Consider the following 15292-nt stretch of genomic DNA (forward strand, 5'->3'; position numbering starts at 1 on the left):
CGTTGTTGGCGCATCCGGCGAGCAGCAATAGGCTTGCCGCGGCGATCAAGGCTTCCCTCTAAGAAGCAAAGGCCCGGGCGATGGCGGTGAAGCCAGGCCCGGCCAGTACGATCAATAAGGCGGGGAAGAGGAACAGCATCATCACCACCGACATTTTTGCCGACATTTTCGAGATGTATTCCTGCAGCCGGGTCAGGCGCCGGTCATCCAGCAATTGCTTGAGGGCCTGCAGCGATTTCATCGCACCACCGCCTTGCAGGATCAGTTGTTGGAGAATCACGCAGGTGTCGGTGAGCTCGTCCACCTCCAGCAGGGCCGCGATCTGACTCAGCTCTTGGCCCAGCTCCAGCCCTGAGTCGACTCGTGACAGGACCAGGCGCAATTCATGGGTCAGTTCGGGCAACAGCTTCTGGGCTTCGGCGCTCAGTACCCGTAAGGCTTGTTCCACGGTCATGCCCGACTCGAACAGGATGCGCAGCAAGGGAATGAAGGTCGAAATTTCCAGGGCGATGTGTTTCTGCCGGTGCTGGGCGGCGTAGGCCAGGGCGCGCTTGGGCAACAGGTAGCCGGTGCCCGCGAAGAGCAGGGGGATCAGCCATTTGTTTTCGGCCTGGGGAAATGCAACTTCCTGGATGAACACCGTCAGGCACACCAGTACCAGCGGCGTGGCGATCTGCAGCGCGGCGAACAGCGAACGCTGGTTGGCGCGGCGCCAACCCAGGCGGTTGAGCAGAGTCTGGGTTTCGCTGTCCATGTTCACCGCGCGCTGGCCGAAGCGGCTCTCGCCGAGCTGGCGCAACCAGTTGCCCAGGCGGTTGTCGCGGGTCATGTGGCCTTGTAGGCGCTGAGCGATCTGGCGCTCGCGTCGGCGCTGCTCCAGCACGCTGGTGCCGAGCAGGAGCAAGGCCCCGAGAAACAACAGCGCAGCGGCCAGCACCAGCATGTCAAATGCTCCTCAACATGCGCCACAGCGCAAGACAGCCAAAGATCTGCAGGCACACCGCCGTGATCAGCATCTTCTGCCCGGCGGGGTCGTGCCACATGCCCAGCATGTAGCCGGGATTGGTGAGCATGAAGTAGCTCACCAGAAGCAACGGCAGGAGTCCCAGGACCCAGGCGGTCATGCGAGTTTCTCCAGTCATCGCGCTCAATTGCCGAGCCCCTTGCTCGCGCTCGCGAATCAGCTTGATCAGGTTCTCCAGTAACTCGCTGGCGTTGCCGCCGTAGCGGTGATTGACCTTCAAGCCGAGGGCGAACATGCGCAACTCGTCCTGCTCGTAGAACTCGGCGAAGTCACTGACCGCGTCGGGCAGGCTGACCCCCAGTTGCACGTTGCGCTGGACGCGTCCCATGGCTTGTTTCAATGGATCGTGGCTGGCGTCGATGGCGCCCAGGATCGCATCCGCCAGGGTGCGACCGGATTTCAGGCTGCGCACGCTGTGATCGAGCAGCGGCGGCAGTTGCTCGATCATGCGTTTGAGTCGGCGTTGATACAGCCAGCTGATAGACAGGCGCAAAAGCAGGGGCGGGGCGAGGAGGCCCGCGAGCAGGCCGAATCCACCCGCCAGCAGATAGCCCAGCAGTACCAACCCGACCCACACGGCCAGCCACAGGCCCAGGCGTTCGTTGGGTTGGCCCATGCCCGCTGGGGCGAAAGCGCGTTCCAGGCCACTCCAGGAACGGCGCGACGGGGTGCGTTCGGGTTGCCCTTCGGCCAACCGGTTGAGCACGCGTTCACGCTCGGTCTTGCGCACGCCGTGGTAGAACAACCAACCGGAAAGCCCCAACAGAAGCAGGCAGATCAAGGTAAGCAGCAGACCGATCATGGGCTACCTCGCCGGTTCAAATGACGCTCCGTGCACTCTCACGGCGCAGTTTGTCGCCCGCCGGATGCATCGCCTCGCGCTGGAAGCCGGAGCCGCTGTGACGATCCAGGCGAAACAGGGTATTGGTGACATAAACGTCATCGCGAGTCCCCACCACTTCCACCACCTCGCTGACGCAACGGCGGCCATCGGGCAGGCGGGTCAGCTGGATCACTACGTCCAGGGCCGCGCAAATCATTTGTCGCAAGGTGCGCTCCGCCACAGCGCGTCCAGTCAGGCCCACCAGGGTTTCCAGGCGCAGCAGGGCATCCTGAGCGTTGTTGGCGTGCACCGTGCTCATGGAGCCGTCGTGGCCGGTGTTCATCGCGGTCAGTACATCCAGCACTTCGACGCCGCGGATCTCGCCGAGGATGATCCGGTCCGGGCGCATCCGCAGGGCGTTGCGGATCAGGTCGCTGGCCTTGACCTCGCCGTGGCCCTCGGCATTGGGCGGACGGGTTTCCAGGCGTACCACGTGCGGGTGTCCCAATTGCAGTTCGGCCACGTCTTCGATGGTAACCAGGCGTTCATAAGGGTTGATCAACTGGCTGAGAATGTTCAGCAAGGTGGTTTTACCGGTGCCGGTGCCACCGCTGATCAGGATGTTGCAGCGCTTGCCGACAGCATCTTGAAGGAACTCATAGATCGACTGGTCGATGGTCTGCATGGCGATCAGGTCGCTGCTCTTGAACATGTCCTTGCGAAACTTACGAATCGATAGACAGGGGCCGTCCAGGGCAATGGGGGGAATGATGGCGTTGATCCGGCTGCCGTCCGGCAAGCGCGCATCGACCATGGGCGAAGACTCGTCAAGGCGTCGGCCCAGGGGGGCGAGAATCCGCTGCATTACGCGTTCGACATGGTGTGCGTCGATGAAGCGCAAGTCGCTTTGATGCAGCACCCCTTCGCGCTCGACGAAAACCCGGTGCGGGCCGTTGACTAGAATCTCGGTCACCGCCGGGTCGCGCAGTAGCACTTCCAGAGGGCCGAAGCCGGTCAGCTCATCGACAATTTCCTCCGCCAGCCGCTCCATTTCATAGCGGGAAATGGCCAGGTGCATGCGCGCGATGTATTCCGCCACCTTATCGATGACGAATTGTGAAAGGTTCTGTCGCGAGCTTTCCAGCAGGTTCTGTCCTGACTCCTCGATGGCATCGATGATGTAGCGATGCAGCACCAGCTTGAGCCCTTCGTGGTCGGTGTTGCCCAGTGTCGTGTGGGTCTGGGCGCCAAACAGGTTTTCGCTGTTCATTTGCCCCCCATGATTCGGTTGAGCCAGCCGGCCTTGGGTTTGGCCAGCCCTTCGGAGCGTCTGGCCAGGCGTTCGCCCAGGGTTGTCAGGCTTTGCGTCAGCGCCTCGCGGGGCGCCAGTTCAAACAGGGTGACGCCTTGGTTCTTGGCGTTCAGGCGGAGTTCAGGGCTGTAGGCCAGTACCGCGATCACTTCCAGGGCGAAGGTTTTGCCCAAGGTTTCAGCATCTGGCGAGACACCGCGCAGGTAGCGATCCACCAGCAGGCGGGCGTGATCAAGCTTCATGCCTTTTTCGCGCCAGTTGTTGAGCAGCTCCAGGTTCCGGCGGCAGTCGAGTACGCTTTGGTCGGTGCGCCAGATCAGCTTGTCGCAATGGCTGACGAAGGTGCGAAGCGCCTCGCTGTCGGGCTGGCCAACGACGTTCACCACAATGTGCTGGAAGTGTTGACGCAAGGCGCTGAGCAACATGTACAGCTCCGCCGCGCTGGTGTGCTCCAAAGGTTCGTCGTGACTGGCGTAGGCAAGGATTCGCAAACCGGCTTCGGCGCTGGTGAAAGCGCTGTCGATCAAGGTCGCGTCCAGGCGCCGCAAGTGCCGCAAGGCATCGCCGAAGTGAAAGGAACTCTCCAGTCCTAACAACGCCAGGCTGTCCCCCCGGGGCAGGCCGAGGTCCAGCAGCAGGGTTTGTTGACCGCTTTTCTGCACCACCAGCGCCATGTGCTCGGCCAGCAGTGCACCGTCGCCACTACTCTGGGTGTCATACAGCACGGTCAGGCCGCCCAACTGAGTGGTGGGGGTCGCGGCTGGCAGGCGTTTGCTCAGGCGTCGGACCAACCCCGCGACTTCGCTGGCGCGCGAGCCATAAGCGACAAAGTCCCGGGCGCCGGCGCGCATGGCGTTGAGCACCAATTGGTTGTCCATGCCATCGCCGAGGGCGACGATCGCCAGCATCGGCTTGGCTTCCAGAGCGCCCTCGATCAACGCCGCCTGGGCCACGACATGCTCACGGTCGAGGTCGACGAACACTAGATTGGCGCACGTCACGTCCACCAGTGCCAGCAACTCATCAAGGCTGCCGTCGGCACCCACTACCTGGCCCAGGGGCGCCAGTGCGCCTTGCAGCCACTCAAGGTCGGTGCTGTTACGGGTGATGGCGAGGAATGTCTGGTTGAGGCTCTGGCTCATTGCGGTAGCCCACTGCGTTTATCGAAGTTGCCGTTTGCGAGGAAGAACATGCGATAGAAGTTCGGGTCGTCGTTGCATAAGCGCTCCCCTGGCTGGGCCGGCACTCGGGGGCCGGCGATGGTCACGCCGTTACTGCCCGTGCTGGGCAGCAGCTCTTCGCTGGTGGGCAGGCGAGAGGATGTCAGGTCGGCGGTGGCCCAGCCCCGGACGAACACCATGCTCTGGCGTGGGGTGCTGGAGCAGGCGCTCCGGACCATCAGGCTGGTGGCACCTGGAGCCATGCCGGTGATCAAGAAAGCCTTGTGGCCGTTGCAGTGGACATCGGCGACTTTCGGATCGTCCACCGCCAGGCGAGTGATGGCCACTGCCGATTGCAACTCTGGCTGCAGGCCTTCGCCGACCTCCCGTGCTGCCGCTAGTGGTGCCAGGGTCGAACAAACACCTGCGGTGGCGGCAAAGGCCTGGCTCCAGAGCAACTGGCCCAGGCTCAGGGTCAGCGGTACGGTGAGCTGCGGCATGGAACGACTGCGCATGTAGTGCATCCTTGCTTAATCAGGGCGTTTGTTGGGTGACTTGGTTACCGCGAATGACTTCCACCGCTGATCGAGGTGCGCCACCACGGGCGAGCGGAGGGCGGGGGGCGTTACCGAGCGCCAGTTGTGTGAATTGGAAGAGGTTGCTGTTGGCCGTATCGACAGGGGCCAGAGCCTCGTCATTGCGGGCCCAGTAATGGGCCAGGCGCTGCTCTTCGCTGCTGCGCACCGCCAGGCGCAGCACGCCGACCTGGGTGGCAAGCATCAGCCGGCTCAAGAGCTGTTCGGGCACCGCCAAGACCACGGTGCGGGCGGCAATCCGGCGCTGATCCTGCTTGAGCTTTTCGGCGGCGCTCAGGGGGGGCGAGGCGGGTTGTCCATCGTTGGTCAGTCCCAGTTGCTCGCCCACCGCCAACACGCGGATGGCGGGCACGGCGACCTGCGCCGATTGCTGCGGATTGCTGGTGTCTTGGCGCAGGAACAACAACACATCAACGTAGTCGCCCGGGCTCAGTTGTCCGGCCGCGCCGATCACTTCGTCAACCGCGACGGCCAAGGCCCGCTCATCGCTGTGGATCATCCGCGCCAGCGCCCCGCCGGTGTCGAAGCTTTGTTCGTTGAGCCAGGTGCCGGCGCTCAGTTGCCGCCAGGGCGTGCGGCCCACGGCTTGAGTGATGTCGCTGAGGCTGCCGGCTGGCGCCGTGCGCAGTTTTTCCAGTGCCAGATCCGCAGCAGTGAGAGGAGTGAAGGGGGGGACGTCGCGAACCAGAACCACCACGGGCTGGCGGGTCTGGTCTTCGACATCAGTAGTGGTTTTTTCAACGAGGCTTTGCACCACCGGAGTCGGTGGTGTGGGCTCAGGGGGACGGCTGAGCACCAGGCCCCAGTAGCCGAAAAACACCGCACCCACCAGAAGCACTCCGGCCAAACCCATAGTGACGCGACTGTTCATGAAGGCTCTCCCTTTCCTGCTGCACTACCAACCAGCCCGGGCTTCCAAACGAGTTAATTTCGCAATCAGGCAGCTATGAACAAGTAACTATTTCGCTATTTGAAGGTAGTAGAGCTAGGACGAAATGCCATTAACTCGTCAAAAAAGCTCACAAGGGGAGGGACGTCCCTGTGGCAAAAGGATTTTTGGCGCCATTCCTCCAATTAATACTTATGGATTAATCAGTTCTTACAGTTGCTGGGCTGGGCTTTGTTGACAATGCTCAGATGGCACTGTGGAACTTCGCCCAGTGCTGATCCAGCGGCGCCTTGCGGCGCAAAGGAGAGCGAGGATGATCCTTCAATATTTGTTGCTCAGGGCGCGCCTGTTTTTTGACCGTACCGAGGGTGCTTCGGCCATTGAGTACGCGATTGTCGTGGCGATGGTGGCAGTGGTGGTCGTAGCGTTCGTTACCCCTTTGGGTGATCGCGTCCTGGCCATCTTCAACAATATTCTGACCGGCCTTGGAGGAACCACTGTCACTCGCCCAACGCCTTGAGCCGGGTACTTGCGTCGCTGAATAACTACGGGTGCAACACGCTGCCGGGCTTTGGCGAAGGCCTTTGGTTCTCTTGAATCGAAGGCCTGTGGGCGGTTGCGCCACGCATGGTCTGCTGTTTGACGGTTGTGCTTAATCGCAAGCGCGATCTTCACTCCAGGGTATTGGTCATGTCCTCCCCTCAACCTGTGCGGCAGCAGCTTCTTCTGGTCGATGATGAAGAGGACGCGTTGCTGGAACTCGCCGAGCTACTCGAAGGCGAGGGCTTCTGTTGCTTCACCGCGCTCTCGGTGAAGCTTGCTCTGGCACACCTCACTGAACATCCCGACATTGCGCTGGTCATCACCGACCTGCGCATGCCGGAGGAGAGCGGCCTGTCGCTGATCAAGCATCTGCGCGAGCATACTTCGCGTCAGCATTTGCCGGTGATCGTCATGTCCGGTCACGCCGACATGGACGATGTCAGCGACCTGCTGCGCCTGCAGGTGTTGGATCTGTTTCGCAAACCGATCTATCACGTTCGCCTGCTCGATACCCTCAACAAGCTGTTTCCCCAACCGTGGTTGCATGCGGTCGGCCCCTGACCCCGAGGGCGGACCGACAACCTGCCGCCCCTGAACAAGACTCGCTGTGGGACGAGTCGCGTCATGTCTGCGTTCACAGTTGATAGCTGAAGCTCAGGGAATAGCGTGGCCGCCGGTTGTAGGTGTCCAGGGCGTTGTCGGACATTGGCTTGGCGGCCTCCAGGGCGATGTTGTAGTGCTTGGTATCGCCAAAGCGCAGGCCGACGGCAGCCGATGAGAGATTGCTGCCCTTAACCGGTAACTGGTTGAACCAGGTCTTCGAACGGTCCAGTACCACGTAGGGTTGCAATACCCTGACCCACGGACCTTCGCGATTGAAGCTGTAGTTCAGTTCATAAGCCACGCCCCACCCCTTGTCGCCGGTGGCCTGGTCATCGGGGTAGCCGCGGGCGAAGTTCTGTCCACCGAAGCTTGCCCGTTCGCTGTCGGGCAGGTTGTCCTGGCTCCAATACAGAGCCCCGGAGAGCACCCCCTGCCAGTGGTCGAAGAACGCATTGCTTTGTACACCAGCCAGACGCAGACGCAAGAAGTCCAGATCATAGAGTTCGTTGTTGGTCTTGGCCCCCATGCTGTCCAGGCCGCGGTACAGGCCGGCGCTGAGAATCCGCAGTTGGCGCGTGTCGGATTTGCTCCAGTCGCCTTCCAGGGCCAGGGCACGAATGTCGGTTTTTTCTTCCAGAGTCAATGGACTGTTGACGACCTGGTAGCGGGTCGTGTCGTTCACCGCATACAGGCGTGTGCCGGCGGTGAGCATTTCATTGGCCGAGGCGATGAAGGGATGGCTGACACCAATGGAAAAACGGTCGTTCTCGCGATGGGGTTCCAGTTCGACGCCGTTATTGAGTTGCACGTTGCTGTGTGGATCGCTGCGATACCGCGCGCCATAAAGGCTCAGGCGGGTTCCTTCCGAGCCGAGTAGCTGGCTGTAGTCCAGGCGGTAGTAGTGTTCCTTGTCTTTGCCGGGTGGGAACAGGCCGCTGAGACTGAGTTGTTCGCCCCACGCGGTTTGCGAGTTGCTGGTGATGCCCAGCAGGGCTTGCAGGCCGTTGCGATTGTCTTCGGTGCTGTTGAGGGTGGTGGAAATGGCCTTGCGGCTGGCCACGGCCACCAGTCGGGTTGCGCCGTCAGTAGTGCCCGGCGGCGGTACTACAGCCTGCAGTGTCACCCCGGGCACTCGGCTCATCAGCGTGGTATAGCGCTCGAAGGTCTTGCGGGTCAGTGGCCGTTCGGCTTTTAGCTTGTTCACCAGTGTGTCCAGGTAGGCCGACACCGGACCAATATCGCCCTGCAGTTGGTAGTCCTTGATATAGCCTTCCACCAGCACTACCCGCAGGGTGCCCTGGTCGAACGCTTGTTGTGGCATGAAGGCGTAAGACAGCAGGTAGCCGTCTTTCTGATATCGCCGGGTGATGTCGCGGGTGGCCTCGATCAATTGCCCGAGGCTGGTTTCATGACCCATCAGCGGCTGGTAGATCGCCGCCAGTTCTTGCAGTGGATAGACGCTACCGCCTTCGATCTGCACCTGGCGCAGCGTTACTTTGGTCCCCATCATCAGTGGTTCTTGGCCTTGCGGTGCGCTGGGTTGTTTGGGCAATTGCAAGGTTGGTGCGGGCGGCCGGTAGGCGTCTAGCGGGAGGTTGGGGGTTGGCAGGTTGCTGATGCTGTCGTTGCTATTGAGAAAGCGGGGAAGGGAGTCTGCATAAGCCCAGCTACAGCATGAAATCAACAATAAACTGGTCAATCTGCGCATAGGACACTCCATGTTCAAACTGCGGTGGTACTTAACATCCTCATGCCAAGCGCTATTCAGGGTCAGGGCCTTGATCAGGCGTTTGACGGTCATGTTCTGAATAAAAAAAGGCGAGAGATTGATCAGGATCTCTCGCCCTCAACCAAGCGTAGGCGCTGTAGGTGAGGCCGTCGAATCGGCCAGGTGCAATTTAATTTTGGTTGCCGCCCAGGGCGCCGGTCAGACCACCCAGTACGCCACCCAGGCCGCCATTGAGGCCCGCATTGGCGCTGCCACTTGCGCTGGTACTGGCGTTTGCGCCCACATTAAGACCGCCAAGCAGGCCGCCGCTAGGAGCTGTGCCGCCTGCCTGGCCGCCAAGCGACGCCACAGTCCCGCCCACGGCGTTCAGGGTTCCACCCAATGCACCGCCGACCTGATTGCCGCCGGTGCTGCCGGCGATGGTGTTGCCGGTGTTACTCACGGCGCCGCCGACCTGGCCCAGAAGTCCGCCGACCTGGCCGCCAAGGCCACTGGCTGTGCCCACTTGTTGGGTCAGACCACTGACCGAACTGGTAATGGGGTTCAACGCCGAGCCCAGGTTCACACCAACACTGGCCAGAGGCGCACTGACCACCAGGTTGGGGGTGCCGCTGCCGCCTAAGGCTCCACCTACCGAAGCGACCAGGCCGCCGACCGCGCCACCCGTGGCGCCGCCGGCACTGACGGTGCCATTGGTGCTGCCGGTGCTCAAACCGTTGCTCAGGTTAGCCACCGCGCCGCCCACGGTTTCCAGCAGGCCGCCAGCACCACTGCCATTTCCGGAACCGCTTACGTAGCCTCCAGCGCCTCCCACCGCGCCGCTGGCGTTGCTCAAGGTATTGCCCAGCAGGTCGGTGACTGGGTTGCCGTTGCCGGCATCACTGATGTTTTCGCCGGTACCGTCAACGGCATCGGCGGCGTCGTTGAGCAGGTCTTTGACTGGCCCGCCGAAGCCGGTAGCTGTGCCGGTCTGGTCGGTCAAGCCTTCAGCCATGCTGACTACAGGGACCAGTACCTGCTCACCCACGCCGTCGGTTAGTGTGCCCACAGGGCCGCTGCTGGTGACGGTACTCAGAGTATTGCCCAGCATGGTCACTCGGGTGCCTACGCTACCCACTACCGGCGCCACTCGGGTGACCACGCCTCCCACCACCGGAATACTCTGGGTGGTGGCGGCCAGTTGGCTGCTCAGGTCGGTGACTCCGGCGCCTGCATCGCCCACTACATTGCCGATAGTGGCGGTGGTCTTGCTCAGGGCTTGAGGGTCGGTGCCCAGACTGCCGAGGCCGTTGGTCAGGCCATCGCCCAAGGTGTTTAAGACATTGCCGGTGGTGTTGACGGCGCTTCTGGTCAGGCTGCCGACGACGGGTACCGCTTCCAGAGAGTCGCCCAGGTTGCTGACGCTATCGCCGATACCGCTTACGGTCGTGCCCAAGTCAGACACTACGTCGGCGGTGACCAGCGTCTTGGCAGTAGTCCCTCCGGTGCCATCGGTGCCGCCACTGCTACTGTCCGTAGATGAACTGCTACCGCCGCTCTTGTGACCGCCGCCACCGCCGCTGCAGCCTGCCAGGCTGAGGGTCAGGATCATGGTGATGGCCGTTATTGCTTTCCATCCAAATCGAGTATTCATGAGAGTCGTCCTTTGCACCTGTTACAACGTTCGTTGTTCTTGATGGCTCTCCAGTTCTCGTGCTGGAGATGTCGTCCGTTGTCTACATGAAAGGCTTGGGGAGGCTGTTGAACAATTATGAGATTGGTATTAATGAATTATTTTTTCGGGTGGATTTTCTTAGAAGGGAATAGCCGGAAAGTAGTATTAAACTTTCCGCTTTTTAAAAAAGTAAATTAAAAACAATGGTTTGTATTTTTGTTTGGGGTGGTGATTTTTCGAGTTTTTAACTAATTGTGTATATACAATTAATAAGCTTTCTTGGTTGCTGGTTGTTTCTTTGTGACTTCAGAAGTCGGTTGATGGACGTAAAACATCTCGCGCAACAGCTAAGGCTCATGGCGCAAGTTGAGTGATGTTGCAACTTGGGCGCAGGGCGCCTCAGGCAATGGGTTGCCAGCCACCGTACATGTGCAGCAGGTCGCCATTGCCCAGCAACTGCAATTCACCACTAGAACCTGGAGCGCTGGCCAGCAGCCTGACTTCGCTGGGCAGGCGCACCGGCTTGTTGAACTGCACCGCTATTTCAATGTTGGCCGCTGGCAGGTGTTCGCCCAGGGCCGCCAGGGCTCGGGCCTTGTTCCACAGACCGTGGGCGATAGCCTGGGGAAAGCCAAACAGCCTGGCGCTCCAGGCACTCAGGTGGATCGGGTTGTAGTCACCGCAGACCCTGGCATAGCGCCGGCCGATGTCGCTCTCGGCGCGCCAGCGGCTGATTTCGCTCAGGCCCTCGGCGGATGGTGGCTGTTGTTCCATCGGGTCGCCCGGTAGCCTGACGCCACGGCAGAGCATCTGGCTCTGCGCCTCCCAGAGCGGCCCTAGCAGGTCGTCCAGCGTGGTTAACAGATCGAATACTACGCCCTTGGCGTGGGGCTGCAGGTTGTGCACCTGAACCCCGACACAGACGCTGCCGACGTTGCCCATAGGCCGCAGTACCCGAATCCGGTTGCCCAGGTGAATCAGCCCCAGCAGCGGAAACGGAAAGTCCCGAGCGGTGAGCAATTGCATCTGCAACGCGAATGCCAGGACATGAGGGTAGGTGGCGGGCAACAAGCCGTCATCGGTAAAACCACAGACTTTGCGATACGCCGCCAGTTGGTTCGGTTCCGGGCTGAGCCAGCAGCGCAGGCCCTGCTCGGGCAACTGCGTGCCATGGACCCGTCGCCGCAACGCGGCCTTGAGGAACAGCGCGGGCAGCGCCGCGGGCTGGTTCAGTGGCTGCCAGAGAGGTGTCATCGTTAAGCCCCCAGGACACTTTGTCCGCAGACCCGCAGGGTCTGACCGCTGACTGCGCCGCTGCCCGGCTGGCCAAGCCAGGCCACGGCTTCGGCGACATCCTGAGGCAGGCCGCCTTGGCCCAGCGAACTCATGCGCCGTCCGGCTTCGCGCAGGGCCAAGGGCACCTTGGCGGTCATCCGGGTTTCGATGAAGCCCGGCGCCACGGCGTTGATGCTGATGTCCCGAGCGCGCAGCAGTGGCGCCCAGGTCTGAGCCAGGCCAATCAGTCCGGCTTTGCTGGCGGCGTAGTTGGTTTGTCCTCGGTTGCCGGCGATACCGCTGATGGAGGCCAGTAAAATCACCCGACCATGGTCGTGCAGGCGGCCGCTGTCCAGCAGCGCCTGGGTCAGTACTTGGGGGGCGTTGAGGTTGACTGCCAGGACCGCTTCCCAGAAATCCGCGGTCATGTTGGCCAGGGTTTTGTCTCGGGTGATACCGGCGTTGTGTACCAGAATGTCGATGCCCTCCGGCAGTTGCTCGAGCAACTGCGCCGCTGCGTCCTCGGCGCAGATGTCCAGGTTGATGGCGCGCGCGCCGAGCCGCGCGGCCAGGGCTTCGAGGTCGGTCTTGGCCTGGGGCACATCCAGCACCAGCACCTGGGCCCCATCCCGGGCCAGGGTCTCGGCAATCGCCGCGCCAATGCCGCGCGCCGCCCCAGTGACCAGCGCTCGACGTCCGGCCAGCGGACGACTCCAGTCCTGGACCTGCGTGGCGCAAGGCTGCAAACGCAAGACCTGACCGGAAACGAAGGCGCTCTTGGGAGAGAGAAAGAACCGCAGCGCGCCTTCCAGCTGTTCTTCGGCTCCGTCGCCTACGTAGAGCAATTGCAGGGTGGCGCCCTTGCGCAACTCCTTGGCCAGGGAGCGGCTGAAGCCTTCCAGGGCGCGCTGGGCGCTGGCGGTAAAGGGGTCATCGAGGGTTTCCGGGGCGCGCCCGAGGATCACCAGATGGGCGCAGGGGTCAAGGTTTCTCAACAACGGCTGGAAGAACTCGCGCAGTTGCTTGAGTGAGTGGGTGTGCAGCAGTTCGCTGGCATCGAACACCACGGCCTTGAGTCTGGGGCCATGGCCAGGAATCCATGGTGTGGCCAGGGCCGAATCGGTGCCGTAGCTGTAGATCGCGTCGGTCAGGCGCGGGGCCAAGGCGCTGACCTGCTGCGCCAGAGCTCCCCCGCCGATCAGTAAAGCGCCCTCGATGGGCCGCAGGCGACCGGCCTGCCAGCGCTCCAAGTGCTGTGGTGATGGCAGGCCAAGCGCCCCGACCAGGCGTTGGCCGATGGACGAGTTGGCGAAGTCGATATAACGGTCAGACATGGAACGCACTCCGCAGGCTGGGGTTCAAAGTGTGGACCACGAATGGCTTCGAGTCGTTCGGTCGGCAACCCGTCTCCTATGCTGGAGGAGGACCTACATCGCTGATGTCGCACTTAAACAATAGGGAGCTTTCCATGACACAGCTACGTCGCGTTGCGATTATCGGCGGTAACCGCATCCCTTTTGCCCGCTCCAATGGCCCCTATGCCACCGCCAGCAACCAGGCGATGCTCACCGCCGCCCTTGAGGGCCTGATCGAGCGTTACAACCTGCATGGCCTGCGGCTTGGCGAAGTGGCGGCGGGGGCGGTACTCAAGCATTCGCGTGACTTCAACCTGACCCGCGAATGCGTGCTGGGCTCGCGACTGTCGCCCGCTACCCCGGCCTACGACATCCAGCAAGCCTGCGGCACCGGCCTGGAAGCGGCGTTGCTGGTGGCCAACAAGATTGCCCTGGGGCAGATCGACTGTGGCATTGCCGGCGGCGTCGATACCACCTCGGATGCGCCGATCGGGATCAACGAGGGGCTGCGCCAGATCCTGCTGCAGGCCAACCGCGCCAAGAGCACCGGCGACAAGCTGAAGATCCTGTTGCAGTTGCGGCCTCATCACCTCAAGCCGCAACTGCCGCGCAACGGTGAACCGCGCACGGGGCTGTCCATGGGCGAGCATTGTGAGGTGATGGCCAAGACCTGGAGCATCCCCCGTGACGAGCAGGATCAACTGGCCCTGGAGAGTCATCAAAAAATGGCCGCCGCCTATGCCGAAGGTTGGCACGACGACCTGCTCACGCCTTTCCTCGGCCTGACCCGGGACAACAACTTGCGCCCTGATCTGACCCTGGAAAAGCTCGCCAGCCTCAAACCAGCCTTTGACCGCAGCGCCGCAGGCACCCTCACCGCGGGCAACTCGACGCCATTGACCGATGGCGCGTCCCTGGTGCTGCTGGGCAGCGAGCAGTGGGCCCAGGAGCGTGGCCTGCCGATCCTTGCTTATCTGCGCGATGGTGAGGCGGCGGCGGTGGACTTCGTCAACGGAGCCGAAGGTTTGCTGATGGCACCGGTGTACGCGGTGCCGCGTCTGCTGGCGCGCAACGGCCTGAGCCTGCAGGACTTTGACTATTACGAGATCCACGAAGCCTTTGCCGCCCAGGTGCTGTGCACCCTCAAGGCATGGGAAGACGCCGATTACTGCAAGACCCGCCTGGACCTGGATGCACCCTTGGGCGGCATCGACCGCACCCGCCTCAACGTCAAAGGCAGCTCCTTGGCGGCGGGGCATCCCTTTGCCGCCACCGGCGGGCGCATTGTCGCCAACCTGGCTAAGTTGCTCAGTGTGGCCGGGCAGGGGCGTGGCTTGATCTCGATTTGCGCCGCCGGCGGGCAGGGGGTAACGGCGATCATCGAACGCTGATCTGGCGAGGGGCCCTAGAGGACCTCGCCGCGCCATTCCCGCGAGCGGTGCGCAGGAGTGGGGCGGCCATTGGCGCTATGAGGCGGTCCGGTGGGGGCCCCCGCCAGGCTGAGGCTCAGGTCTTGAAGCGCCGTACCAGACTGTCCAGTTCGTTGGACAGCCCTGCCAGGCTCTGGGAGTCCAGGCGAGCCGAGTTCGCCAGTTCTTCCACCAACTGCGCATCGCCATGGATCTGGCTGATGTGGCGGTTAATGTCTTCCGCTACCTGATGCTGCTCCTCGGCGGCAGTGGCGATCTGGGTGTTCATGTCGCGGATCACGTCCACCGATTCACGAATTTGCCCGAAGCTGTTGCGCGCCAGGCCGATGCGGTTCACCGACTGCTGGGACACTTCCAGGCTGGCATGCATCTGTTGGGTCACGGCGCTGGTGCGCTTGGCCAGGTTGCCCAGCAGTCCGTCGATCTCGGCGGTGGAGTCGGCAGTACGCTTGGCCAGGGCGCGGACTTCATCGGCCACCACGGCAAACCCGCGTCCTTGCTCACCGGCCCGGGCCGCCTCGATGGCGGCGTTGAGGGCCAGCAGGTTGGTCTGTTCGGCAATGGAACGGATGGTGCCGAGGATCGACTGAATATCGTTGCTGTCGCGTTCCAGCTGCTGCATCGATTGCGCCGACTGCTCGATCTCCTGGCTCAGGCGGTCGACGCTGTTTACCGCGTCGTCGATCTGCTGCTGGCCTTCCCGGGCTTGGCGCTGGCCACTGTCAGCCGACTCGGCGGCCTGGCTGCAGGAGCGGGCCACTTCGTTGGCGGTGGCGACCATTTCGTGGAACGCAGTAGACACCATGTCCACCGCTTCGCGTTGGCGGCCAGCGGCTTCGGCCATGTCGCTGGAAACCTGGGTGGAGGAGTGGGACGTGGCGAGGATCTTCTGCGCGGCC

13 protein-coding genes and 1 pseudogene are annotated in these 15292 nt (G+C 62.2%); 3 read left to right on the forward strand and 11 right to left on the reverse strand.

Annotated elements, in window-relative coordinates:
• Positions 1–58 precede the first annotated feature (58 nt).
• The 6 genes and pseudogenes from PLD_RS18685 to cpaB form a co-directional block, all read right to left on the reverse strand.
• The gene (locus PLD_RS18685) at positions 59–943 is read right to left on the reverse strand and encodes a type II secretion system F family protein (RefSeq protein WP_159895296.1); all 885 of its coding nucleotides are present in this window, start codon (positions 941–943) and stop codon (positions 59–61) included.
• 1 nt (position 944) lies between these two features.
• Positions 945–1826, reverse strand: a complete 882-nt coding sequence (locus tag PLD_RS18690) for a type II secretion system F family protein (protein ID WP_159895298.1) — start codon at positions 1824–1826, stop codon at positions 945–947.
• 16 nt (positions 1827–1842) lie between these two features.
• Positions 1843–3117: a CpaF family protein gene (locus PLD_RS18695; RefSeq protein WP_159895300.1), complete on the reverse strand. Its 1275-nt coding sequence runs from the start codon at positions 3115–3117 to the stop codon at positions 1843–1845.
• Positions 3114–4301: a pilus assembly protein gene (locus tag PLD_RS18700; protein WP_159895302.1), complete on the reverse strand. Its 1188-nt coding sequence runs from the start codon at positions 4299–4301 to the stop codon at positions 3114–3116. The genes PLD_RS18695 and PLD_RS18700 overlap by 4 nt, the downstream gene beginning before the upstream one ends.
• 140 nt (positions 4302–4441) lie before the next feature.
• A pseudogene (locus PLD_RS18705) lies at positions 4442–4834 on the reverse strand (pilus assembly protein N-terminal domain-containing protein); the annotation flags it as partial.
• Between the two features lie 19 nt (positions 4835–4853).
• Complete coding sequence (gene cpaB / locus PLD_RS18710; protein ID WP_159895306.1) at positions 4854–5786, reverse strand: Flp pilus assembly protein CpaB; 933 nt, start codon at positions 5784–5786, stop codon at positions 4854–4856.
• 331 nt (positions 5787–6117) lie between these two features.
• Between cpaB and PLD_RS18715 the strand changes: the two genes are divergently transcribed.
• Positions 6118–6324 carry a Flp family type IVb pilin gene (locus PLD_RS18715; protein WP_159895308.1) on the forward strand — a complete coding sequence of 69 codons (207 nt, stop codon included), beginning with the start codon at positions 6118–6120 and terminating at the stop codon, positions 6322–6324.
• Positions 6325–6494: 170 nt separating this feature from the next.
• Positions 6495–6908 (forward strand): response regulator, encoded by a 414-nt coding sequence (locus PLD_RS18720; protein ID WP_159895310.1) that lies wholly within the window; start codon positions 6495–6497, stop codon positions 6906–6908.
• A gap of 73 nt (positions 6909–6981) precedes the next feature.
• Here the strand turns inward: PLD_RS18720 and PLD_RS18725 are convergent, their stop codons facing one another.
• The 4 genes from PLD_RS18725 to PLD_RS18740 form a co-directional block, all read right to left on the reverse strand.
• Positions 6982–8658, reverse strand: coding sequence for a ShlB/FhaC/HecB family hemolysin secretion/activation protein (locus PLD_RS18725; RefSeq protein ID WP_159895312.1), 1677 nt, complete (start codon positions 8656–8658; stop codon positions 6982–6984).
• 190 nt (positions 8659–8848) lie between these two features.
• Positions 8849–10312, reverse strand: coding sequence for a collagen-like triple helix repeat-containing protein (locus tag PLD_RS18730; protein WP_159895314.1), 1464 nt, complete (start codon positions 10310–10312; stop codon positions 8849–8851).
• Between the two features lie 420 nt (positions 10313–10732).
• Complete coding sequence (locus PLD_RS18735; protein WP_159895316.1) at positions 10733–11587, reverse strand: MaoC/PaaZ C-terminal domain-containing protein; 855 nt, start codon at positions 11585–11587, stop codon at positions 10733–10735.
• Between the two features lie 2 nt (positions 11588–11589).
• On the reverse strand, positions 11590–12942 hold the full coding sequence (locus PLD_RS18740; RefSeq protein WP_159895318.1) for a 3-oxoacyl-ACP reductase: 1353 nt from the start codon (positions 12940–12942) through the stop codon (positions 11590–11592).
• A gap of 134 nt (positions 12943–13076) precedes the next feature.
• Here PLD_RS18740 and PLD_RS18745 point away from each other — a divergent pair, with 134 nt between their 5' ends.
• On the forward strand, positions 13077–14354 hold the full coding sequence (locus tag PLD_RS18745) for an acetyl-CoA C-acetyltransferase (RefSeq protein WP_159895320.1): 1278 nt from the start codon (positions 13077–13079) through the stop codon (positions 14352–14354).
• A 115-nt stretch (positions 14355–14469) separates the two neighbouring features.
• On the opposite strand, the gene PLD_RS31255 is transcribed toward PLD_RS18745, so the two are convergent.
• Positions 14470–15237 carry a methyl-accepting chemotaxis protein gene (locus PLD_RS31255; protein ID WP_371929097.1) on the reverse strand — a complete coding sequence of 256 codons (768 nt, stop codon included), beginning with the start codon at positions 15235–15237 and terminating at the stop codon, positions 14470–14472.
• Positions 15238–15292 lie beyond the last annotated feature (55 nt).

Origin of the sequence: Pseudomonas sp. LD120, assembly GCF_009861525.1 — a bacterium.
Taxonomy (GTDB): Bacteria; Pseudomonadota; Gammaproteobacteria; order Pseudomonadales; family Pseudomonadaceae; genus Aquipseudomonas.